General features: G+C 60.3%; 25 protein-coding genes and 2 pseudogenes. 16 read left to right on the forward strand and 11 right to left on the reverse strand.

All coding sequences use genetic code 11. From position 1 onward, the window contains the following. Nucleotides 1–44: 44 nt before the first annotated feature. The 3 genes from NCS58_RS21235 to NCS58_RS21245 all read right to left on the reverse strand — a co-directional run bounded on the left by NCS58_RS21235 (nt 45) and on the right by NCS58_RS21245 (nt 855). Nucleotides 45–260 (reverse strand): hypothetical protein, encoded by a 216-nt coding sequence (locus NCS58_RS21235; RefSeq protein ID WP_143756389.1) that lies wholly within the window; start codon nt 258–260, stop codon nt 45–47. Between the two features lie 23 nt (nt 261–283). Further along, the gene (locus NCS58_RS21240; protein ID WP_061120407.1) at nt 284–493 is read right to left on the reverse strand and encodes a dodecin; all 210 of its coding nucleotides are present in this window, start codon (nt 491–493) and stop codon (nt 284–286) included. A gap of 140 nt (nt 494–633) precedes the next feature. Continuing rightward, nucleotides 634–855 carry a hypothetical protein gene (locus NCS58_RS21245; protein WP_061120408.1) on the reverse strand — a complete coding sequence of 74 codons (222 nt, stop codon included), beginning with the start codon at nt 853–855 and terminating at the stop codon, nt 634–636. A 289-nt stretch (nt 856–1,144) separates the two neighbouring features. Between NCS58_RS21245 and NCS58_RS21250 the strand changes: the two are divergent. Continuing rightward, a pseudogene (locus NCS58_RS21250) lies at nt 1,145–1,406 on the forward strand (hypothetical protein); the annotation flags it as partial. Nucleotides 1,407–1,632: 226 nt separating this feature from the next. Next, entirely contained in the window at nt 1,633–1,905 is a 273-nt protein-coding gene (locus tag NCS58_RS21255) for a hypothetical protein (RefSeq protein ID WP_061120410.1), read from the forward strand. Between the two features lie 153 nt (nt 1,906–2,058). Here the strand turns inward: NCS58_RS21255 and NCS58_RS21260 are convergent, their stop codons facing one another. Next, nucleotides 2,059–2,250, reverse strand: coding sequence for a hypothetical protein (locus tag NCS58_RS21260; RefSeq protein WP_061120411.1), 192 nt, complete (start codon nt 2,248–2,250; stop codon nt 2,059–2,061). Between the two features lie 417 nt (nt 2,251–2,667). On the opposite strand from NCS58_RS21260, the gene NCS58_RS21265 reads away from it, so the two are divergent. Further along, nucleotides 2,668–3,171 carry a hypothetical protein gene (locus NCS58_RS21265; protein WP_061120412.1) on the forward strand — a complete coding sequence of 168 codons (504 nt, stop codon included), beginning with the start codon at nt 2,668–2,670 and terminating at the stop codon, nt 3,169–3,171. 71 nt (nt 3,172–3,242) lie between these two features. On the opposite strand, the gene NCS58_RS21270 is transcribed toward NCS58_RS21265, so the two are convergent. Continuing rightward, on the reverse strand, nt 3,243–3,974 hold the full coding sequence (locus NCS58_RS21270) for a hypothetical protein (RefSeq protein WP_061120413.1): 732 nt from the start codon (nt 3,972–3,974) through the stop codon (nt 3,243–3,245). Between the two features lie 229 nt (nt 3,975–4,203). Here NCS58_RS21270 and NCS58_RS21275 point away from each other — a divergent pair, with 229 nt between their 5' ends. The 4 genes from NCS58_RS21275 (at nt 4,204) to NCS58_RS21295 (ending at nt 8,455) form a co-directional block, all read left to right on the forward strand. Next, complete coding sequence (locus NCS58_RS21275) at nt 4,204–4,773, forward strand: hypothetical protein (protein WP_061120414.1); 570 nt, start codon at nt 4,204–4,206, stop codon at nt 4,771–4,773. Nucleotides 4,774–4,817: 44 nt separating this feature from the next. Then, nucleotides 4,818–5,357 carry a hypothetical protein gene (locus tag NCS58_RS21280; RefSeq protein ID WP_250477532.1) on the forward strand — a complete coding sequence of 180 codons (540 nt, stop codon included), beginning with the start codon at nt 4,818–4,820 and terminating at the stop codon, nt 5,355–5,357. Nucleotides 5,358–5,390: 33 nt separating this feature from the next. Continuing rightward, nucleotides 5,391–5,930, forward strand: coding sequence for a hypothetical protein (locus tag NCS58_RS21285; protein WP_061120477.1), 540 nt, complete (start codon nt 5,391–5,393; stop codon nt 5,928–5,930). 716 nt (nt 5,931–6,646) lie between these two features. Next, nucleotides 6,647–8,455, forward strand: a complete 1,809-nt coding sequence (locus tag NCS58_RS21295) for an L-lactate permease (RefSeq protein ID WP_061120416.1) — start codon at nt 6,647–6,649, stop codon at nt 8,453–8,455. Between the two features lie 7 nt (nt 8,456–8,462). On the opposite strand, the gene NCS58_RS21300 is transcribed toward NCS58_RS21295, so the two are convergent. After that, on the reverse strand, nt 8,463–8,819 hold the full coding sequence (locus NCS58_RS21300; RefSeq protein WP_061120417.1) for a hypothetical protein: 357 nt from the start codon (nt 8,817–8,819) through the stop codon (nt 8,463–8,465). 319 nt (nt 8,820–9,138) lie between these two features. Between NCS58_RS21300 and NCS58_RS21305 the strand changes: the two genes are divergently transcribed. Together NCS58_RS21305 and NCS58_RS21310 are read left to right on the forward strand one after the other, a co-directional pair. Continuing rightward, nucleotides 9,139–9,543, forward strand: coding sequence for a hypothetical protein (locus tag NCS58_RS21305; RefSeq protein ID WP_250538877.1), 405 nt, complete (start codon nt 9,139–9,141; stop codon nt 9,541–9,543). Further along, nucleotides 9,494–9,898: a zinc-binding dehydrogenase gene (locus NCS58_RS21310; RefSeq protein WP_250477534.1), complete on the forward strand. Its 405-nt coding sequence runs from the start codon at nt 9,494–9,496 to the stop codon at nt 9,896–9,898. The genes NCS58_RS21305 and NCS58_RS21310 overlap by 50 nt, the downstream gene beginning before the upstream one ends. On the opposite strand, the gene NCS58_RS21315 is transcribed toward NCS58_RS21310, so the two are convergent. Then, nucleotides 9,860–10,753: an AraC family transcriptional regulator gene (locus NCS58_RS21315; RefSeq protein WP_061120418.1), complete on the reverse strand. Its 894-nt coding sequence runs from the start codon at nt 10,751–10,753 to the stop codon at nt 9,860–9,862. The two genes, NCS58_RS21310 and NCS58_RS21315, sit on opposite strands and share 39 nt — an antisense overlap. 279 nt (nt 10,754–11,032) lie before the next feature. Here NCS58_RS21315 and NCS58_RS21320 point away from each other — a divergent pair. From NCS58_RS21320 to NCS58_RS21335, 4 genes and pseudogenes are all read left to right on the forward strand, one after another. Further along, nucleotides 11,033–11,771, forward strand: a pseudogene (locus NCS58_RS21320) (SDR family oxidoreductase). 52 nt (nt 11,772–11,823) lie between these two features. After that, complete coding sequence (locus NCS58_RS21325) at nt 11,824–12,585, forward strand: SDR family NAD(P)-dependent oxidoreductase (protein WP_061120419.1); 762 nt, start codon at nt 11,824–11,826, stop codon at nt 12,583–12,585. A gap of 41 nt (nt 12,586–12,626) precedes the next feature. After that, nucleotides 12,627–13,475 (forward strand): SDR family oxidoreductase, encoded by an 849-nt coding sequence (locus NCS58_RS21330; protein ID WP_061120420.1) that lies wholly within the window; start codon nt 12,627–12,629, stop codon nt 13,473–13,475. Between the two features lie 152 nt (nt 13,476–13,627). Further along, a complete protein-coding gene (locus NCS58_RS21335) occupies nt 13,628–14,362 on the forward strand; it encodes an oxidoreductase (protein WP_086961408.1) in 735 nt (244 codons plus the stop codon). 249 nt (nt 14,363–14,611) lie between these two features. On the opposite strand, the gene NCS58_RS21340 is transcribed toward NCS58_RS21335, so the two are convergent. Beyond that, nucleotides 14,612–15,130: a hypothetical protein gene (locus NCS58_RS21340; protein ID WP_061120421.1), complete on the reverse strand. Its 519-nt coding sequence runs from the start codon at nt 15,128–15,130 to the stop codon at nt 14,612–14,614. A 183-nt stretch (nt 15,131–15,313) separates the two neighbouring features. Between NCS58_RS21340 and NCS58_RS21345 the strand changes: the two genes are divergently transcribed. Next, nucleotides 15,314–15,952, forward strand: coding sequence for a YceI family protein (locus NCS58_RS21345; protein WP_061120480.1), 639 nt, complete (start codon nt 15,314–15,316; stop codon nt 15,950–15,952). Nucleotides 15,953–15,973: 21 nt separating this feature from the next. Here NCS58_RS21345 and tdh read toward each other — a convergent pair whose 3' ends face one another. Both tdh and NCS58_RS21355 read right to left on the reverse strand, forming a co-directional pair. After that, nucleotides 15,974–17,005, reverse strand: coding sequence for an L-threonine 3-dehydrogenase (tdh, locus tag NCS58_RS21350; RefSeq protein WP_061120422.1), 1,032 nt, complete (start codon nt 17,003–17,005; stop codon nt 15,974–15,976). Between the two features lie 101 nt (nt 17,006–17,106). Then, complete coding sequence (locus NCS58_RS21355; RefSeq protein ID WP_061120423.1) at nt 17,107–18,309, reverse strand: glycine C-acetyltransferase; 1,203 nt, start codon at nt 18,307–18,309, stop codon at nt 17,107–17,109. Between the two features lie 153 nt (nt 18,310–18,462). Here NCS58_RS21355 and NCS58_RS21360 point away from each other — a divergent pair, with 153 nt between their 5' ends. Next, nucleotides 18,463–19,065, forward strand: coding sequence for a helix-turn-helix domain-containing protein (locus NCS58_RS21360; protein ID WP_061120424.1), 603 nt, complete (start codon nt 18,463–18,465; stop codon nt 19,063–19,065). 127 nt (nt 19,066–19,192) lie between these two features. On the opposite strand, the gene NCS58_RS21365 is transcribed toward NCS58_RS21360, so the two are convergent. After that, nucleotides 19,193–19,381: a CsbD family protein gene (locus tag NCS58_RS21365; RefSeq protein ID WP_061120425.1), complete on the reverse strand. Its 189-nt coding sequence runs from the start codon at nt 19,379–19,381 to the stop codon at nt 19,193–19,195. Between the two features lie 267 nt (nt 19,382–19,648). On the opposite strand from NCS58_RS21365, the gene NCS58_RS21370 reads away from it, so the two are divergent. Continuing rightward, entirely contained in the window at nt 19,649–20,005 is a 357-nt protein-coding gene (locus tag NCS58_RS21370; protein ID WP_086961411.1) for a DUF2471 family protein, read from the forward strand. The last annotated feature ends 9 nt before the right edge of the window (nt 20,006–20,014 follow it).

Raw genomic sequence — 20,014 nt, forward strand, 5'->3', positions numbered from 1 at the left:
GCGGCACAACATAAGTCGCAAAGTGACGAGCGTTGCGGACAAAGTCAGCGTAACTTCTTGGCGAGAAGCTCGTCCAGCGCATCGCGCGCCGATTGAAGGTCATCAACAGCAGCGGTGAGGCGCGCCAGGTGCAAAGCCCGGGCGCCTTCGTTGCTCTTGGCCTTGGCATGTTCTTCCAATGCCTCCGCCGCCGATAGCACCTCTCGCGCTGCATTCGCGACTCGCAAGATGGCCTCGGCTTCGCCACCGTCTTGTTTCACTCCCGGCTGCTCCACATAGCCAATCAGTCTTCGATGCGGAAGCCTGCCTTGAGCGTCACCTGCCAGTGAAGGATTTTTCCGCCTTCAATATGACCTCGAACCTCCTGAATGTTGAACCATTCAAGGTTGTGCACTGTAGCAGACGCTTTCTCAAGCGCGGCCTGCACCGCGTCGTCGGATGAAATCGCGGACGAACCGGTCACCTCAAGAAGTTTATAGACGTGTTCGGACATTGAAGCCAGCTCCAGGATAAACAGACGCCCGTCTCGTTACGGGCCTGAATTGCGTTAATGCAACGCTAGGTACGACGCACGAAACCACGGCGCAGCTGATTGTCTCCATTGTCGGCATGCGCCATGGCCAGTTCCCCATGTCAGTTGCGCGCCTCCGTGCCCTTCAACTCGTCGTGTTTGTGAGCATGCGTCGCGGCGTACTTTAGTTCGAAATGCGCTCCCTTCCCACTTCGCGTCGGCGGGAAGTGCTCTCCCTCCACACAGGTCACTTCAAACGTATTCTTGCCGTCCTCGTGTACGACCGAGTAGATGCCGCTGACCTTCACGATTTCGCCGGGCTTGTATGCGGTGTCGCCTGCCATGGGTGCCTCCAGGTGTGATGTGCACTTGAGGCTTAAGCAAGCCGCGTTCCGGAGAGCGGCCGAGCCGGGCGGCGTGCTTCCCTTCTTTGCTTCTCAAGGAGCGACGGCCAGATAATGACATTCACATTGCCGGTCTCGTCTCCGGCGTTACGCACATTACGCCCTTCGCGGTGCCGGGCCGCTGGCGGCCCGTAACGAGCCCACACCTACGCGCGAAACGACCATTCGGATAGCTCATGAGTTCGGCTGAGGTTGTAGTCAGCGACGATGTTTTCGGCTTCAGACGGGGTATGCGCCAGTCCTTGTGATGGAGAATGGCAAGTACGTGGTAAAGCCACTGCGATACCAGTGCCGAATCGCCGGCAAACCTGTGAACTATGATGTGAAGTGCTTCGGTTACACACATGCAGTGATGCTCGTTGATGTCTTTTTCGAAAACATCAAGAAAGCGAAGTACGAGAAGGTCGCGCTGGCGCTCGCCTGGAGAACGCGACTTACTTTCTTTTGCCGCAATCACGGATGAGCCCTCACCGGAGGTCGAGGCCGCAGGCAGAAGCAATGTATGCAATATCGGATGATAGAGACAGCCTTGCTACGAGCATCAACTTGCAGCATAACGATGCACCGGACGAACCCGCGCGCTGAGAGCGCTTAATTTGGTCACGCTCCTTGTCGCGCCAATCGAGCGTTCTGTGCAGGCAAGTCGCATGTCGATCATAGGTCGCGGAACACCGCGAATGAGCCAGACTGGCTCAGATTCTCGAAAAGGAGACTCGGGTGATACGCAAGACGCTTAATGCTTCGCGGCTCCAGCAAGAGGTCGACCGTCGAATTCATCGACTGCAAGAAGTCGTCGAGGATGGAGTGAAGATTCGTGTGCCGCGGCCCCAGTTACAAGAGACCGACAAAACAGGCTGCAATTGGAACATGAGCAATTTCGGGAACGCAGTCGGCTTCGAGCGCGACATCGAGGGCGTGCTTAAAGCTGTGCGTGCCGAGTACAACCTTAGTACCGAAACAAAAGACCCCCGCAACCCGTTCGAGGAGTAGCCACGAAAGCCATCGGTTCCTGAATTTGCCGGTTTTATGTCTTAGCTGTGCAACTTCGCGTGCAAGCGCCGCGTGACGTATCGGTGCAGCTGCTACGCCACGCGGCACGCATTCCCTTGAGGACAACCCATGCCCTTTCTCAAGGGTCGATAATCACAGCTTCATGCCAACGTGGGCAGGGGCTGGGTCGGGCGTATTTTCCAGTGTGTTTATGTCGTGGATAACACGGTAGGCTTCAACAAGTGCTTTTTCTTTCTCCACATCATGCCCACCTACGACACGGGCCATCTCGGTACGAGACAGTTCCTTTTCCTGGCGAAGGTCAACAATAGTCAGCGTGCTCATTTCGATTCACCCTAAAAGTAATGTGGGGTAAGGAACGGGATTGTGATTGAGCGGCTCGCATCTGCGCTCGCTTAGCTATAGACACGTTCTGTGCCAAGCTCAATCCTGTCACTACGAACGGGCCCAACTTACTGTTTACAAATGGCAAATCTGGAATCCTCTTTTTCACTCCGTCAGGTCGCGGCAGCGAAGTGTGTGATGGATTGCGACACATCACAAAGCTTCTGTTGGCAACGTGGAAACACCAGGCGATGGCCGTCGGAGCGAGGACCAACCCTCTGAATCGCCGGACACGGCCTCTCACCCCCAGTGCGGGTATACGCGAGGACTCTGTAATCATCTCCCGAACTCGGAGTACGCTGTTGGTACCATTACGTCGTCGCAAATGACTAACCGACAAAGGCGGACAGGCGGGAAATGGATATCTTTTACTATTGGCAGAAGTTCGAGCCGGACTTGAAGAACGGTCAGGTCGGCTACTTCGGCTCCAACAGCGCGAAGATAGCTGAACTCAAGGAGCGGTTGCCGAAGCGCCTATGGGTTTTCAAAACGCCCAAGGGCATGAAAGGCTCTGTCCAACTGCTCGGCTCATTGCTAGTCAGTGATGAGCCCAAGGTTGCGGTGAACGCCGAGTATCCAAACTTGATTTACTACGACCCGTTCTCGCCCGAGACGGTCTTGTTCGCTGACTCGAACGCGCCCGGACGAATTGAGGACGTGACACGCCTTCTTCAGCACCGCCTCCTCCACGCATTCAAATCGAACTTCCAGGGCGACGCGGGATTGCAGGCACTGGAATCAAACGTAGTGCGGGAACTGGAAGCACTGTGCGCCGATTGGGGCAAGGTGCAACTGCTCGAGCGAGTAGAAGACCGAAAGAAGGTGCAGCTAATCAACCCCTTCGCGCAACCGTCACGTTGAACCCCCGAGTATTCGACAGGCTGGAAAAATTGGCCGCTTGCTGTCTCTCGCTCTTCTGCGCCGCACTTTAGTCAGGCGCGTTCGACGCTGTCAGCGAGCGCGCGCAACAAGGCCGCACCATCGCCATGCCAAGCGCTGCCGTGCATGCAGGCCAGCGTTGTCGGCTGCAATGCAGCAAGGCGTTCTAGCATTTGGCGGGCGTACCTGGTGTGTGAGAAGTAATCCATCTTTTGACGGAACGTTTCGCTGGGTTCGAGGATGTCACCCTCGGTAAGTGGCGGGGGATGCGAACCGCCTTGGGTAAACAAGTCCCCACAGAGCAGCGTTGCCGACGCAGTCTCCATGAGAAATCCGCATTCCCACGCGTGCGGTAGATGCGGCGTATCAAGCCACCGCACGCTGTGCTGCCCGAGCGAGATCGTCTCGTCATCACTGAGCGCGCGTGGCGGCCGGTCGGCATAATCGCTAACTGAAACCATGGCCGCGACTTGGCCGCACAGTGGCTCCGCACGCGGCGCGACCGCGAGAAACTCGTTGAGTGCGCCGCATTCGTCGGCCTCGAAATGGGAGAAACCGATATAGCGCAGTCGATCGATTGGTACTATGCGCTCGACTGCTTCACGGACGACGGGAAACATCCTGCGCAGGCCGGTGTGAAATAGCAGGGGTTCGTCGTCGTCGATTAGATACTGGTTGAACGAGAATCCTCCACCGCCGGGGATTTCGACTGGAGTGGAGATGCGATAGATGCGTTCCGCAATCTCGTTGACTACTGTACCGCTCGAAAGGGATAGGGCGGGCATGATGCGCTCCTTTCTTGGGCAACTTACATTGTCCAGGCTCGGTCAGACCGTCGATGCACGTGCTGCGATTTTCGACGATCCAGGTATTGATGTCCATTGCTTCTGGGCGTCGACAACCCGGCGTGGGCATGCATCGTCCTTGAAATGAAGGCATCGCGAGCCTATCCTGATTGAGCAGACAGATCCGGGCCGCAAGCCGTGCGGACGGCATCGGTCAGAGGAGACGCTCATGCGGCGCTTGCTCCTTCTCATGGTCGGGTTATTCATGAGCGCGATGTCGCTACATGCGGATGCGGACGACGCTCGCGAGCGTCAACGACGCGACAATCAGCGCGTCCTCAAGGTGTTTGATGCGAACGGCAAACTTGTCGGACGGCTCGCGTCGGATCGCAGCGGTGACGGCGTTTATCTCGATGTAGACGGCGCGATCGTCTTCGCCGCCGTGACATGGCTGCGCATCGATGTCAACGACACCGATTCGTCGAGATTCCAGTGGAAGACGTTCGGCCCGTTCCAGTATTCGACCACCGACTGCAGCGGTTCGCCGATCATCTCTCCTTGGAGCGGCCCGCGTCCTTCCATCGCGATGAGAAATGGCGCCGAGGTCACGCTCCTGATCGCGGGCGATACCGTCTCGTCGCCGGCGCAGATCGTCGCGGTGTCCGACGGAACGACGTGCAAGCCGCCTCCGGTCATCGGTCACATGCCGCCTTCGACCGCGCCCGTGCCCGCGTTCACCGCGGAGACGAGTTATCCGCTGACGGCCCATTATCCCGAGCCGCTGACGATCGGCTATTGACCAGCTGCGATAGACGGAGACGCGTCGTGGGACGATTCCTCGTTATGCTGCTCATCTTGTGCGCTAGTCTGAGTGCCGCAGGCGGGCGCGTTGACCGGGGACGCGATGCGCGCGACGAAGCGCGCCTGCCAATGGTGTACGACGCGCAAGGGCGCGCGGTCGGACCGCTGGCGTTTTTCGCGGGCGTCGTCGGCGTGTATATCGCGATAGACGGCGAGCCCGTGTTCGTCATCGTCGATCACAAGCGCATCGGTCCGTCCCAGTACTCGGCATCGGAGTACGAATGGGTCGGCTATCCGTCCGTCGGGTACGCGTCGGCCGACTGCAGCGGAAGCGTGTTGGTTCCCTTATCGGCCAGTCCAACGCCGTCCATCGCGGTCAGAGACGGTGTCGACGTGACGGTTTATACCGCCGTCGAGGGGTATTCCGGCAATGTGCATGTGTGGTCGTTGAGGCAGACGGATGGTTCCGGCGCGACCTCATGCAGCCCGACGCCGTACGACCAAGGCTCGCTGTATTGGGCGGTCAGAAGCACGTATCCGCTGACTCAGCGTCATCCCGAACCGTTGCGCATCGTCTTCTGATGCGGTCGGAGTGCGGTCCTCATGGAGGCCGATATGAAACGCTTCCTGGCTGGAGCACTGTTCGCGCTCTATACGATCGCGCCGCTTGCGGACGATTCTGCGCATCACGCGAAACATCGCCTCCTAAGAGTCTTCGATGCGAACGGACGCGTGATCGGCAATCTCGCAAGTTTCAGCGGTCAAAACGGTGTCGCGTTCACGGCCGGGGACGCGACCACCGTCGTGCCCATCACGCGGATCCAGGACGCGAGCTTCCACTTCTCCGCGACCGATTTCCAATGGCTCGCTGTTTCGTCCGGCCAATTCACGTCGACGGATTGCAGCGGCGATCCCGTCATCCTGTCCGCGTGGGGACCCCGGTTCGCGATTCCGGTCAGACGGGGTGGCGAGGTCACGGTGTACTTCGCCTCCGCAGGTCCGGCGGTGCCCTTGACCGTCCGCTCCAGCTTCGGGGGCACCGGTCCGCCCGTATGCAACCAATATCCGAGCCCTTTGACGATCGCGGGGTACCCCGCAGCCGCGAAGCTCGTCATTACCCGTGATCATCCGGAGCCGCTCAGAATCCGATATTGACAAGCGTGACTTCTATCGCTGCCCGTTGCAGGCAGGCCATAAACGGCCCGAAGCGCGAGAGAGGCACGGTATTCAGGAAGCTGCTCGATGTCCCGCGACTGAGGAGCCATTGGTATCAGGAATGCGTCCAGCTCAGAACCCGACGCCTACGCCGACGCCCACTCCCGATCCAAAGCTGCCACCGCCAATGCCAACGCCGATGCTGGGGCCCGGCGCGTAGTAGCCGGGTCCATATACGGGCTCGCTGTAGCCGTACGGCGGAGCGGCAACGCATCCGGAGAACGCTACGGCAAGGGTCAAAAGACCGAAGAGTTTGAACATGAAGACCTCCCGTGTTGGAATAGATAGCAAGCTCTGAGCCTGTTTCGGGGGCGGCATCCAGATGCGGCCCTTCTGCTGTCCGGTGACGGCACCGCGACGTCCCTTATCAATCGTTCCCCATGCTGACAGGCGCTCTAGCAAACCTGCGAACCTCCCTCCCGTTGAGTGAGGGTGGACCCTACGGCACCACTGCGGCCTTCGGAAGTTTTCGTCGAGCCTCCCCGCGGGCCGCCGCAAAACTTGCATTCGACCCTTCCCCCCGCTATACCTCAAAGAATCGGTAGTAAATCTGTAAGGAACAGGTTGTTGCCCGGGTGCTCGCACTTCCCGCCGGCGTGAAGTCTCGTCTGGACTGCGGGCAGCGTTCGAATCCTAAGACCGAAAAAGGAAACGACATGTACCAGCAGACCTACAACCCGTTGGGCAACGTATTCCTTTCGACGATCGTCGCGGCCATCCCCATTCTGACGCTGCTCTACTTCATCGCGCTGCATCGCCATCGCGATTCGCAGGGCAACGTCCATCTCGGCATTTCAGCGCCTTACGCGGCGTTGTTCGGCGTGATCGCCGCGTTCATCGTCTCCTGTCTGGTGTTCCGGATGCCGGTGGCCTCGGCGGTGTCGGCGTTCGCGCTCGGCTCGCTGTCCGGTTTTCTCGGCATCATCTGGATCGTGCTGGCCGCGATGTTCCTTTACACGATGAGCGTCGTCACCGGCAAGTTCGAGATCGTCAAGGAATCGATCGTCCATATCTCGTTCGACCGCAGGCTGCAATGCGTGCTGATTGCGTTTTCGTTCGGCGCGATCATCGAAGGCACGTCCGGATTCGGCACGCCCGTGGCGATCGCCGGCGCGGTGATGGTCGGGCTCGGCTTCAGGCCGTTTCAGTCCGCCGTGCTCAACCTGCTCGCGAATACGGCGCCGGTCGCGTGGGGCGCGATCGGCACGCCGATCGTCACGCTCGCCGCCGTGAGCGAGCTCGATCAGGTCACGCTCTCCGCGATGGCCGGCCACCAGTTGCCGTTCGTATCGCTGCTCGTGCCGTTCTGGCTCGTCGCGACCTTCGTGAAGATGGAGGGCGGATCCTGGAAGGAAGTCTTCGAAGTCTGGCCGGCGATGCTGTGCGCGGGCGGATCGTTCGCGCTGATGCAGTTTTACGCGTCCGGAAGTCACGCGCTCCATCTGATGACCGATGTGGTGTCGGGCGTGTTTTCGGTGATCTGCACGGCGCTGTTCCTGCGCTTCGTCTGGCATCCGAAGACGCGCTTTCTGCTCAGGTCCGAGCGCGAGGCGCTCGCGCGGCAGGGCAAGAGCACGGCCACGGTCGCGACCGACAAGTCGGAGTGGAAGTACAAATACTCTGTCGGCGAAACCGTGTATGCGTGGATGCCCTGGGTGATTCTGATCGCGTGTTGCGCGCTGTGGGGCGTGCCCGAATTCAAGAAATTCCTCAACAGCCTGTTCGCCGGTGTCACCTTCTCGACGACGCTCCTCGGCTCGCCCTTCAAAGGCACGCTGTCCTTGCCCGTCTGGGACATGCCCGCGCTGCACAACCTCGTGCATCGGATGCCGCCGGTCGCGCCCGTCAACGCCAAAGCGGAAGCGGCCCGCTTCACGATCAACTGGCTATCGGCGGCGGGCACCGGCGTGTTCGTCGCGGCCATGCTGTCGGGCTTCGTGCTGCGTCTGTCCGCCGTGCAATGGAAGGACGCCTTCATGCAGACCATGCGCCGCATGAAGATTCCCGTGCTGGTGATCGCGCAGGTGCTGGGCCTCGGCTTTCTTACGCGCTACTCGGGCACCGACGCGGTGCTCGGACTCGCTTTCACGGGCGCGGGCGTGTTCTACCCGTTCTTCGCGGCGTTCCTCGGTTGGCTCGGCGTGTTCCTGACCGGTTCGGACACGGCGTCGAACGCGCTCTTCGGCAGTTTGCAGCGCATCACCGCGCAACAGCTCAACCTGAATCCAATCCTGATCGTCGCGACGAATTCGACGGGCGGCGTGATGGGCAAGATGATCGATGCGCAATCGATCATGGTCGCATGCGCCGCGTGCTACGACGATCCCAAGGAACGCGCTTTTGCGCTCGGGCCGATCTTCCGGACCGTGTTCTTCCATTCGATCGCGGGCGCGGCGGTGATCGGCGTGATTGCGATGCTGCAGGCGTATGTGTTTCCGTGGATGATTCCGGTGCCGCCGCAATGACGCCAGCTCAATAACGCGCGTAAACGATGCCGAGTATCTTCGCCTCGTCGTCGAAGATTTCGAGCATGTCGGTGAGCGCCTGCACCGGCCCCGCGTTAATGACGAAGCATGCGTAGGCGGGACGCGGGCCGCTCTTCGCGTCTAGGTAGCCCGGCATGCTCATCGCGACCATCTGACCGTTGGTCACGGTCGCACCGCTTTTGACGCTGACGTGCGCCCTGCCGGCGACATTCTTGCCGGTGTAGCCCGCGTCACTCAGCGAACGCCCCACCAACTCGCGGCGCGACATGTCCCGCTGGATCGCAAGATAGTTGCGGAAGTCATTGAGTAGTCGGAGATGCCCGTACTGCTCATGCTCGATCATGGCCTCGAGCGACTTGTCACGTTCACCAGCGACACAAGAGAATGCGCACCGGAACCTTATATAACGAGAATGGACTGGACATCACGTGAGTGAGTGAGTGGAATCGCCGTCGCACCGCAAGTGCCCCTCCTCGCATGGCAATGAGATACAGATAGCAAGACGACCACGTGTCTGCCCAATGAAACGTCGACCGGCAGTAGTACGTCGTCTTCCTCACCGCCCGTAATGGCCGGATCGCGCACCTGCGCGAATATTTCGATCGCCGTTCATACCGCTGCGGTTACCGTTCACGCCCGGCGTCGATGTTGCGGGCACCGTCATCGCGGTAGGACGCAACGTCACCACGCTGGCACCAGGCGACGAGGTGATGGGGTTTATCGGCATCGTCGGTGCCTTCGCCACGCGCGCTGTTGTCGACGCTGCCCGGCTTGCGCGCAAACCGGCGTCCCTTGGTTTCCTCGAGGCGGCTGCGGTTCCCGCTGCGTCGCTCAACGGCCTGGCAGGCGCTGCACGAGTATGGCGCGTTGCAGGCCGGTCAGACAGTTCTGATTCATGCCGCAGCAGGTGGTGTGGGCAGCGTCGCTGTGCAACTTGCGAGACTGGCGGGCGCCCACGTGAGCGCCACCGCGTCGGCCGGCAATCGGGACTAGGTGCAAAGCCTCGGCGCCACGGACGTGATCGACTACAACCGAGAACATTTTGCGGCGCGCACATCGAAATTTGATGTGGTGCTGGACCTGGTGGGTGGCGATACGCAGGCCCGATCGTGGTCCGTGCTGAAGCCGGGAGGAACACTAGCGTCTACCGTCAGCAAGCCGGACCCAGTCCTTGGCAACCATGTCGGTGCCACCGGCAAAAACTTCGCCACGCGCGCCGATGAAGCGCTGCTTACAACGTTAGCCGCCCTCCATGGCTCAGGCCAATTGGGCACGCACATCGATTCGGTCTTCCCTTTTCCAAAGGCAAGCCATGCTCTTGCACGGAGCATGAGCGGCCACGTGCGCGGGAAGGTGATACTCGATATGGGCGCTTATCGAAGCTCAGGTCCCGAAGCGGACCGCCGGCGAGAGCGTAAATGATTCGCGCATGTCCCGCACCTCTTCGACCGGTGTCCGGCCAAACAGGCGCTTGAACTCCCGGCTGAACTGAGACGCGCTTTCGTACCCAACGCGTCCGGCTGCCGCCGCCGCAGTCACACCATCACGGATCATCATGAGGCGCGCCTGATGAAGGCGGGTGGACTTGATGTACTGGATCGGCGATGTCTGGGTCACCGTACGGAAATTAGCGTGAAACGCGGGAACGCTCATGCCCGCTTCCTCGGCAAGACGCGCGACGTTGAGCGGCTCCGCATATTCGGTGTGGATCCGCTTGAGTGCCCGCGCCACTCGTCCGAAGCGGCCGTGATGTGCCAGCGCCGCACGCATTGCCGCACCCTGCTCGCCAGTGAGTACGCGATAGCAGATTTCGCGCACGATCGCCGGCCCCAGTACCTGTGCATCGAGCGGCTCAGTCAACGCTTCCAGCAACCGTATTGTCGCGCCCGCGAGCTTGTCGTCCAGCGGTGTGGAGACGATGCCTGCTGGCGCCGCTTCGGGATGCTGCCTAGCCGCACCGATGTGCGCGATGAGCTCGCTCAGTTCGAGCAGGTCCAGCCGGATTGATACCGCAAGCATTGGCTCGTCCGGCGAGGCCTGCGTTTCCGTCGAGAACGGTAGGGGGACGGACAGCACGAGATAGTGCTGCGCATCGTAGACGTACACCTCGTTGCCAAGGAATCCAAGCTTGCGCCCCTGGCAAACGATCACGATGCTCGGCTCGTACAAAACGGGCGTGCGCCCGAGCGGGCGATCAGATCGCATCAGCCGCACGGTATCGAGCGCCGACTGGGTGTAACCCTCGCTGGGTGCAAGTTTCTCCAGTAGCCGGACCATCCGGATGGAAACCGGATTGCGATTGTTTCGCACCACGCTCTCCCGAAGTTTCGACAGACAGCATTTTATTCACCTCCGCTGTATGCGCCAACCGAATCAATAGGATTAGGCAACGATGGCATCGCTCCATGTATTCGCCTGCGATGCCGTCTTTCCTACCATTCATTCACCGGCCGATGAACACATAGCGGTTCAACAGGCCGAGCTCCGGCAAGGTCGTCCTCCGCGCTATCAGTGACAGGCGCGGCCAATTTCGAACCAACAATAGGAGTATGCAAGATGGCAATCTCATCCACCGAGTCCAAAGTTATTCTGATCACCGGCGCAAGCAGCGGCATTGGCGAAGGCGCCGCCCGTTTGCTCGCGGCGCAAGGCCATCGGCTTGTCATCGGCGCGCGCCGCACCGACCGGCTCGTCGAGCTGACGGAGTCGCTGCAGTCAGCCGGCGGCATCGTCCGCTACCGCGAACTCGACGTCACCTCATCCGAGGACGTCGCGGCCTTCGCCCGCTTTGCGCTCGATACGTTTGGCCGCATTGACGTGCTTGTCAACAATGCCGGTGATGCCCTTGTCGCCGTTGAACGCGCTGAAGGTAACCGAGTGGAACCGGATGATTGACGTGAACATCCGTGGCGTACTGCACGGCATTGCGGCGGTCCTGCCGGCCATGGAGCAGCAGGGCCAAGGCCAGATCATCAATATCTCGTCGATCGGTGGGCTATCCGTAACGCCGACCGCAGCCGTCTACTGCGCCACCAAGTTTGCCGTGCGCGCCATTTCCGACGGGCTGCGTCAGGAGACCGACAAGGTCCGCGTGACGGTGATCTGCCCGGGCGTCGTGGAGTCCGAACTGGCCGATTCGATTTCCGACGACACCGCACGGTCGGCCATGCAGGAGTTCCGCCGCATTGCCATCGCACCTGACGCCATCGCTCGCGCCATCGCCTACGCCGTAGAGCAGCCGGCGGATGTCGACGTCAGCGAAATAGTCGTGCGGCCTACCGCAAGCCCGTTCTGAAAGTTGGGCACCTATCACTCAACCGATCTGGCCAACCATCAAGGAAACCATCATGACATCACGCAATCGAGAAACCGGAACGTTCGCGGGCAAAGTCGCTATCGTTACCGGCGCGGCCAGCGGCATTGGCCTGGCGACTACGGAACTGCTCCATGCCCAGGGTGCAGACGTAATCGCGGTGGGGCGCAGCGCCAATGTCGAGGCGCTTGCCCGCCCCGGCATCGTGCCCCTCATCGCCGACGTGGCCCGCGAGGAAAGCGCGGTGCAGGCTGTCGCAGCTGCGGTGGACAGATTCGGCAAGCTCGACATCCTCGTCAACAATGCCGCGATCATCATCAACAAGCCCGTCGTCGAAATGTCGCTTGAAGACTGGAACAGCATCCAGTCAGTCAATGCCACAGGTGCGTTTCTGTTCTCACGCGAAGCCATGCGCGTGATGGTGCCGGCAAAGACCGGCGCCATCGTCAACGTGGGTTCGTACGCGTGCTATCAGGCATTCCCGACGATCGCAGCCTATGCGGCCTCGAAGGGCGCGCTGGCGCAATTGACGCGCGCCTTGTCGCTGGAAGCCATCGACCATGGCATTCGCGTCAACGCGGTCGGGTCGGGCGACGTCATCACCAACATCACCAATCACATCCACGCTGACGGTCAGGCATTCCTCGCCGAGCACGGCAAAAAGGCGCCGATCCGCCGCGCGGCCCACCCGAAGGAAATTGCAGAGGTGATTGCTTTCCTGGCCTCGGAAAAGGCCAGCTTCATGGTTGGCGCCGTAGTGATGGCCGATGGCGGCATGAGCGTCGCACTCCCGTAAAGACATTGCACACCCGACTTTTCTACTCGAGGACTTTCATCATGAAATCAGCATCCCGTACCTGGTTTATCACTGGTGCATCGAAAGGCGTCGGCCAGAAGCTCGTCCGTCATCTGCTTGAGCAAGGCCACCGCGTGGCCGCGACCTCGCGCACCGCAGCTTCGCTGACGGAAGCGTTCGGTCAGGCATCCGACCACTTCCTTCCGCTCGAAGTGGACCTTACCAGCGAACAGAGCATCCGACAGGCAATCGAGAAGTCCGTGCAGACATTTGGCGCCATCGATGTGGTCGTGAATAACGCCGGATATGCTCAGCAAGGAACGGTCGAGGCACTGTCCGAAGGTGAGCTTCGTCAGAATTTCGAAGTTAACTTCTTTGCCCCAGCGGCTGTACTGCGCCATGCGCTGCCGCATCTGCGCAGGCAGCGCAGCGGACACATCATCAACATCTCGTCGATTGTTGGCTACCAGGGCGGATATGCCGGCTGGGGCAGCTACGTTTCGAGCAAGTTCGCGCTGGCGGGTTTGACGGAGTCGCTGGCCGCCGAAGTTGCTGAACTCGGCATTCGCGCTACGGTGGTGTATCCGGGCCCGGTCCGCACCGACTTCCTGTCGAACGGGGCGCTGGCAGTGGCAAAGCGGCAGATCGACGATTATTCGGAGGCGAAGGCGTCGCTCGACCTGCACCTGGACACGCTGCACGGCCATCAGGCGGGAGACCCAGACAAGCTGGCACTGCTGATCATCCAGGCAGCCAGTGTCGAGACACCGCCCTTGCATCTGTTCGCCGGCAGGATCGCCAACGACCTCGCAGCAGTCAAGGCCAAAGCAGTCGCTCAGGATCTCGACGCGTGGAGGGGCTCTTCCGAAGCCACCGACTTCGCGGACTGAGTCCTGGCGAAAGCCTCCGGTACTGAAGGAGGCGCTGGTGCTTACCACCGGCTAGTTCATTTCTTTGGTGCTGCAACAGCCATAGGCTGTTGCGCCCTGCGACTACCAGATGCGCTCTTTTGCAATCGCATTTGTCTCAAGGAACAGGAACCATGAGAAACGAAACGTCAAAAGTATGGCTCGTGACCGGCTGCTCGACTGGTTTCGGGCGCTTTATCGCTGAACATCTTCTCAATAGCGGCGATAAGATCGTCGCTACCGCCCGCAAGTCGGAAACGATCGCCGAATTGCAATGGAAGGGGGATGCGATTGTTCTACCCTTGGATGTCACAGATCGGGAGCAGTGCCGGAAAGTGGTCGAAGCCGCAGAAGCACATTTCGCCCGGATCGATGTTCTGATCAACAATGCGGGTATCGGCTTTTTCGGAGCGGTGGAAGAAACCGCGGAATCCGACGCGCGGCGACTGCTCGAGGTAAATTTCTTCGGCACTGCAAATATGATTCATGCTGTGTTGCCCGGGATGCGCGCGCGCCGCAGCGGAATGATCGTCAACCTGACTTCGATCGGCGGAATGGTCGGGTTTACGGGCGTCGGTTACTACTGTGCCAGCAAGTTTGCCGTGGAGGGACTGTCGGACACGCTCCGCAAAGAGGTCGAACCATTAGGCATCAAGATCATGACCGTCGAGCCAAGCGGCTTTCGAACGGAATGGCCGAGTTCCTCAGGTGAAGCTCAAACTATCATCGAAGATTATGACCGCACGGCCGGCGACGCTCGCCGCGCTTATCACGCCTCGGTAGGGCACCAGCGGGGCAACCCGGCGCGTGCTGCCGAAGCAATTCGAGAAGCAGCGCTTGCCGCCCAATCGAGCTCGAGAGTCTTATGACCAACCGCGAGTCCCGCATGAGCGCGGAAAGTCGATACTTTCATTTTGGGCACCTACTGACATGTTCAGACGACGAAGCAGCTTTTTGTCGGATCTTGGTTCCCCCCGGTTTTTTTGCAAGGACCTGCGCGCCCGTCGTGACAACGCGCCAGACGGCCATTTCAAAAGAGAAGTGAAACATCGCCACAATATTGGCGTTCTAATGAGGTTTCCGAAAAGTCGACACTTTATTGTCTCGCTGAGGATTCCCTAGAATTTCATTCTGAGCATGAAGCCCAGCGTGAATGGGAGATCGCTCGACGGTATCGGCGGAATCAGAATGATATTCGCGCCGACGTGCTTGTATTCGAGCATGATGAGCGGCGCGGCCACGGGCCCGACCATATGGTTATGCCCGATGCCATAACTGCCGTAGTCGTAGCCGGAGATGAGGCCGGCCATCACGGCGAGCCTGATGTAGTTCCAGTGAAGAAAGTCCGGGCCCCAGACGCCGCCGCCATAGAACGATGGCTTCGACAGCGAATTGCGGAAGTAGCCGCCCGTTACCGCCCATTGCGGCGCGACCCAGCATTCCGCGCCGATGCCGGGATTGAACTGCTCGAAATCCTTGTCCGGATGAAAGTGATGCGAAGCGACCATCGCGTCGATCCAGAGGCCGTCTCCACACCAGCTCGCGTGCGCGGCTGGTGTCCAGGCCGACGCGGCGACGGCGACGGCCGTCAACACGTGCGCGCGGAAGGTTCGGAAACGGGACAGCCATGTGCGCATGGGTTCTCCGCCGTCGCGCGCAGGCGATGGCGCCTTTTTTGAGATGGAGGTCGAGGCGAACTCTACCTGATCGCCGCATTTTTGTGTGTGCTGACGAAAAGCGCGTGACGGCTTGCGCACGCTTTCATGATCTCGGCGAAACTTGTCGAAATTTTCTTGTACGTGTATCCGAGGCAAAGCGCGATGAACGTTTATAAGTGTCTCGTTCCTTTTCTGGCGGCGGCCGCGCTGACGGCGTGCACGCCGCTGCAGGTCGTTACGCATCATGTGTCGTCGAGCGAATCGAGCGTGCCGCCGGGACGTTATCAGCTCGATCCGCATCACTGGAACGTAAGCTTCGACGTCGATCATTTTCACTACTCGCGCTTCGTCATCCGATTCGACAGGACAACCGCGCAACTCGACTGGAATGCGGACGGCATGTCGCGAAGCTCGGTGCGTGCGACCATCGACGCGTCGAGCGTCAACACCAACGTGCCGCTACTCGACCGCATGTTGAAAGGGCCGGACATGTTCGATGTCGAGCGGTATCCGAGCATCGTTTTCGTCAGCACGGCTTTTCAGCGCACGGGCGACGACAAAGGTGTATTGACGGGCGACCTGACGATACGCGGCACGACGAAGCCCGTTACGCTGAACGTGACCTTCAACGGGCATGCGGTCAATCCGCTTACGAAGCAGGAAACGCTGGGCTTTTCAGCCGATGGACATTTCAGCCGCGCGAAGTTCGGATTGACGACGTGGTATCCAGCCGTCGGCGACGATGTGCACGTCGCCATTCAGGCCGAATTTTCGAAAGCGCCGGCTGTTTCTGCTCAATGACAAGCCAATGACGAGCAGCGTTCAAGCTGCGGTCCAGTCGAGCACGACCTTGCCGCTGTTCCCGGAGAGCATCGTGTCGAACGCCTGCTGATAGTCGTCGACGGCAAAGGTGTGTGTGAGGATCGGCGATAAATCGAGGCCGCTTTGCAGCATCGCGACCATCTTGTACCAGGTCTCGAACATCTCGCGTCCGTAAATGCCCTTGATTTCGAGTCCCTTGAAGATCACCTGATTCCAGTCGATCGCGGTCTGTGCCGGCGGAATGCCGAGCAGCGCGACCTTGCCGCCGTGATTCATCGATTCGAGCATCGCCGTGAATGCGCTCGGCACACCCGACATTTCCAGACCGACGTCGAAGCCTTCGGTCATGCCGAGTTCGCTCATCACGTCACGCAGGTTTTCGTTCGCAACATTGACCGCGCGCGTCGCGCCCATCTTGCGGGCGAGTTCGAGGCGATAGTCGTTGACATCGGTGATGACGACGTTGCGGGCGCCCACATGCCGCGCGATCGCGGCGGCCATCACGCCAATCGGCCCGGCGCCGGTAATCAGTACGTCTTCGCCGACGAGATTGAAGGAAAGCGCAGTGTGCGTCGCGTTGCCGAACGGATCGAAGATGGCGGCGAGATCGTCGGAGATATCGGGCGGAATCTTGAATGCGTTGAACGCAGGAATCACGAGATATTCCGCGAACGCGCCTTCGCGGTTCACGCCAACGCCGACCGTGTTGCGGCACAAGTGACGACGGCCCGCGCGACAGTTGCGGCAGAAGCCGCAGGTGATATGGCCTTCACCGGACACGCGATCGCCGATGGCGAATCCGCGCACTTCCTGACCCATCTCCACGATTTCGCCGACGTACTCGTGCCCGACATGCATCGGCACAGGAATTGTCTTCTGTGCCCAATCGTCCCACTTCCAGATGTGGATGTCGGTGCCGCAAATCGCTGTCTTGCGGATCCGGATGAGAACGTCGTTGTGGCCGACTTCGGGCCGCTTCACGCGCGTCAACGTGAGGCCGGGTGCGCGTTCGAGTTTGGCGAGGGCTTTCATTGCGTTTGTTCCTGACGTGTGGTCTTCGTGGTGCTTCTTCGAAGGTCGAGGGCTCGTGGCCCGTTCCTCGTGGTTTATGCGCATAAAGTCCGCGGTGCTGCTCAGCGGATGACGCCGAGCGAGCGGCCGACGCGCGCGAACGCATCGACTGCGCGATCGATCTGTTCGGGCGTATGCGCCGCACTCATCTGCGTGCGGATGCGCGCGCGTCCCTTGGGTACGACGGGGTAGGAGAAGCCGATTACATAGACGCCTTCTTCGAGCAACGCATCGGCCATCTTCGAGGCGAGTTGCGCGTCGCCGAGCATGACCGGGATGATCGGATGTTCGCCGGGGACAAGGTCGAAGCCGAGCGAGGACATCGCGCGGCGGAAGTGCGCGCCGTTCTCGCGGACACGCCGGCGCAATGTCGCGCCTTCAGCGCTGTCGAGCAGTTCGAGCACCTTCAGCGATGCCGCCGCGATACTCGGCGCCAACGAGTTAGAGAACAGATACGGCCGACTACGCTGACGCAGCAGGTCGGTGACCTCCTTGTGCGCGGCGACATAGCCGCCTGATGCGCCGCCGAGCGCCTTGCCGAGCGTTCCGGTGATGATGTCCACGCGATCCAGTACGCCGCAGTGCTCCGGCGTTCCGCGTCCGCCTTCGCCGATGAAGCCCACGGCGTGCGAGTCGTCGACCATCACAAGCGCGCCGTAACGGTCGGCGAGATCGCAGATCCCGGCAAGGTTCGCGATGATGCCGTCCATCGAGAAGACGCCGTCGGTCGCAATCAGTTTGAAGCGTGCGCCGGCGGCGTCGGCTTCCTGGAGGCGCGCCTCGAGATCCGCGAGGTCGTTGTTCTTGTAGCGCAGACGCCGCGCCTTCGAAAGCCGCACGCCGTCGATGATGCTGGCGTGATTGAGCTCGTCGCTAATGATGGCGTCTTCCTCTGTCAGCAGCGTCTCGAAAAGGCCGCCGTTCGCGTCGAAGCAACTGGAATAAAGAATTGCGTCGTCGGTGCCAAGAAATTGCGCGATCGCCTGCTCGAGTTCCTTGTGCACGGTCTGCGTGCCGCAGATGAACCGTACGGACGCCATGCCGAAACCGTCGGCGTCGAGACCAGCCTTCGCGGCCTCGATGAGGCGGCGATCGTCCGCAAGACCGAGGTAGTTGTTGGCGCAGAAGTTCAGCACGCCGCTTCCGTTCGCGAGCCGGATATCTGATGACTGCGGGCTTGCGATTACGCGCTCCGTTTTATAGAAGCCTGCAGAGCGAATTTCGTCGAGTGTCGAACGCAGATGGGAGAGATATCGGTCTTTCATCGCAATCCTTTGTTTGGCCTGATCGTGGTGTCCGGCCGCGCAGTGCGCGCGAGCGGCCCTTAGCCCTGTTATAGTGCATTCATCGCATCGGACACGTTCGATATTTCGAACTTATTTTCGATATGCCGAACACTTTAAGGGATTGATCGATTCATGGCAAGCACGGTTTCGGAAGGAAAAACAGGCGACCTCGCGGGGGCCGGTGCGACGCCACCGCGCGTCGGAGAGATCATTCAACGCTTGCGCAATGAACGGAAGCTGACGCTCGACGATTTATCGCGGGCGGCCGGCGTGTCGAAGTCGATGCTGTCGGAAATCGAGCGCGACAAGGCGAATCCGACGATTGCGGTCGCCTGGCGACTGACCAACGCGCTCGGCATCAGTCTGGATCAATTGTTCGCGCAGCAGAGGCCGGTCGAAGCAATCCGCGTTGCCGGGCCGCACGAAATACCGACGTTGACCGGCGATAACGGTGGTTATCAGTTGCGTGTGTGGGGACCGATAGAACTAGCGGGCAAATTCGAATGGTATGAACTCACACTGCAATCGGGCGCCGCGCTCACGTCGAACGCGCATGAACCGGGGACGCGTGAGCACGTGACGGTGCTAAACGGGACGATCGAAGTGGATGCGTCGGGTTCGACGCGTCGGCTCAAAGCGGGAGAAACGGCGCGCTACGCGGCGGACGAAGCGCATGCGGTCCGCAACGTCGGACGCGCGGAAGCCAAGGCGCTGCTCGTGGTGATTCACGGCTGACGCGTCCGCGGCAACTTTATGCGCACAAAGCCCGCGACAATAGTTCACCCGCAATGAAAAACGGGACGCGCATCGGAGCACGTCCCGCCGGAAACGGCGCCAACGTCGCGGCGCCGAAACGCCCGTCTTACGGGTTCTTCTTCACAGTGTCCTTCAGATCTTCGCGCGCATCGCCCACGCCTTTCTGGACCTTGCCCGCAGCCTGTTGCAGATCGCCCTTGGCTTCCTGAGCCGTGTCGCCAGTTACCTTCCCGACGCCCTCATTGATCTTGCCCTTGACCTGCTTGCCGACGCCTTCGACTTGATCCTTATTCATCTCAGTTCTCCCGTGGTTTGCAGCGGTGTTGGCCGCGCGGTGCCGTCGAACGCACGCAGTAGCGTCTGCGCGTTCAGCTCGGAAGATTTCCCAAGCATGGTTCCACGATGCGCTTCGACGGCCGGCACGCATAGCAGCGAATGTCTGAATCGCACGTAGGCGGAATCGCACATACACCCGGGTCGAGTAGCGCGACGCTATTTTCATTGCAACAAGTACTGTATGTTTATACAGTATAATGAGACCGGTTGGGAAAAGGGGTGAATCATGGAGTCGAATGGCGAGAACCTGAGCAGGCGGCAGTTTGCCCGCGCCGTGCGCGACCTGGAGCGCATCACGCGTCAGATCGCAGGGCGTTACATCGACAAAGGCGTGCCGTTGACCTGGCGGCTATTGCACGCAATCGAGGCCGAGGCCGTCGCGGACCTCGGGTTTGCCGGACGGCACGAAGCCGCATTGCGTGAACTGTTTGCGCGTCCCGACGACTTTCATTTCCCTGAGACGGACGACGTAGTCGATGTTGCATCGTCCGACGCGTTGCCCGCCGTTTTCGCTTTCGCCGTAGACGCTTACGAGCGCGCAGCCCGACAAGGGCAACCGCGGGCGGTCATCGGCGCGCACTGACGTGGCACC

The sequence above is a fragment of the Caballeronia sp. INML3B genome, from assembly GCF_023631305.1.
GTDB lineage: Bacteria > Pseudomonadota > Gammaproteobacteria > Burkholderiales > Burkholderiaceae > Caballeronia > Caballeronia turbans.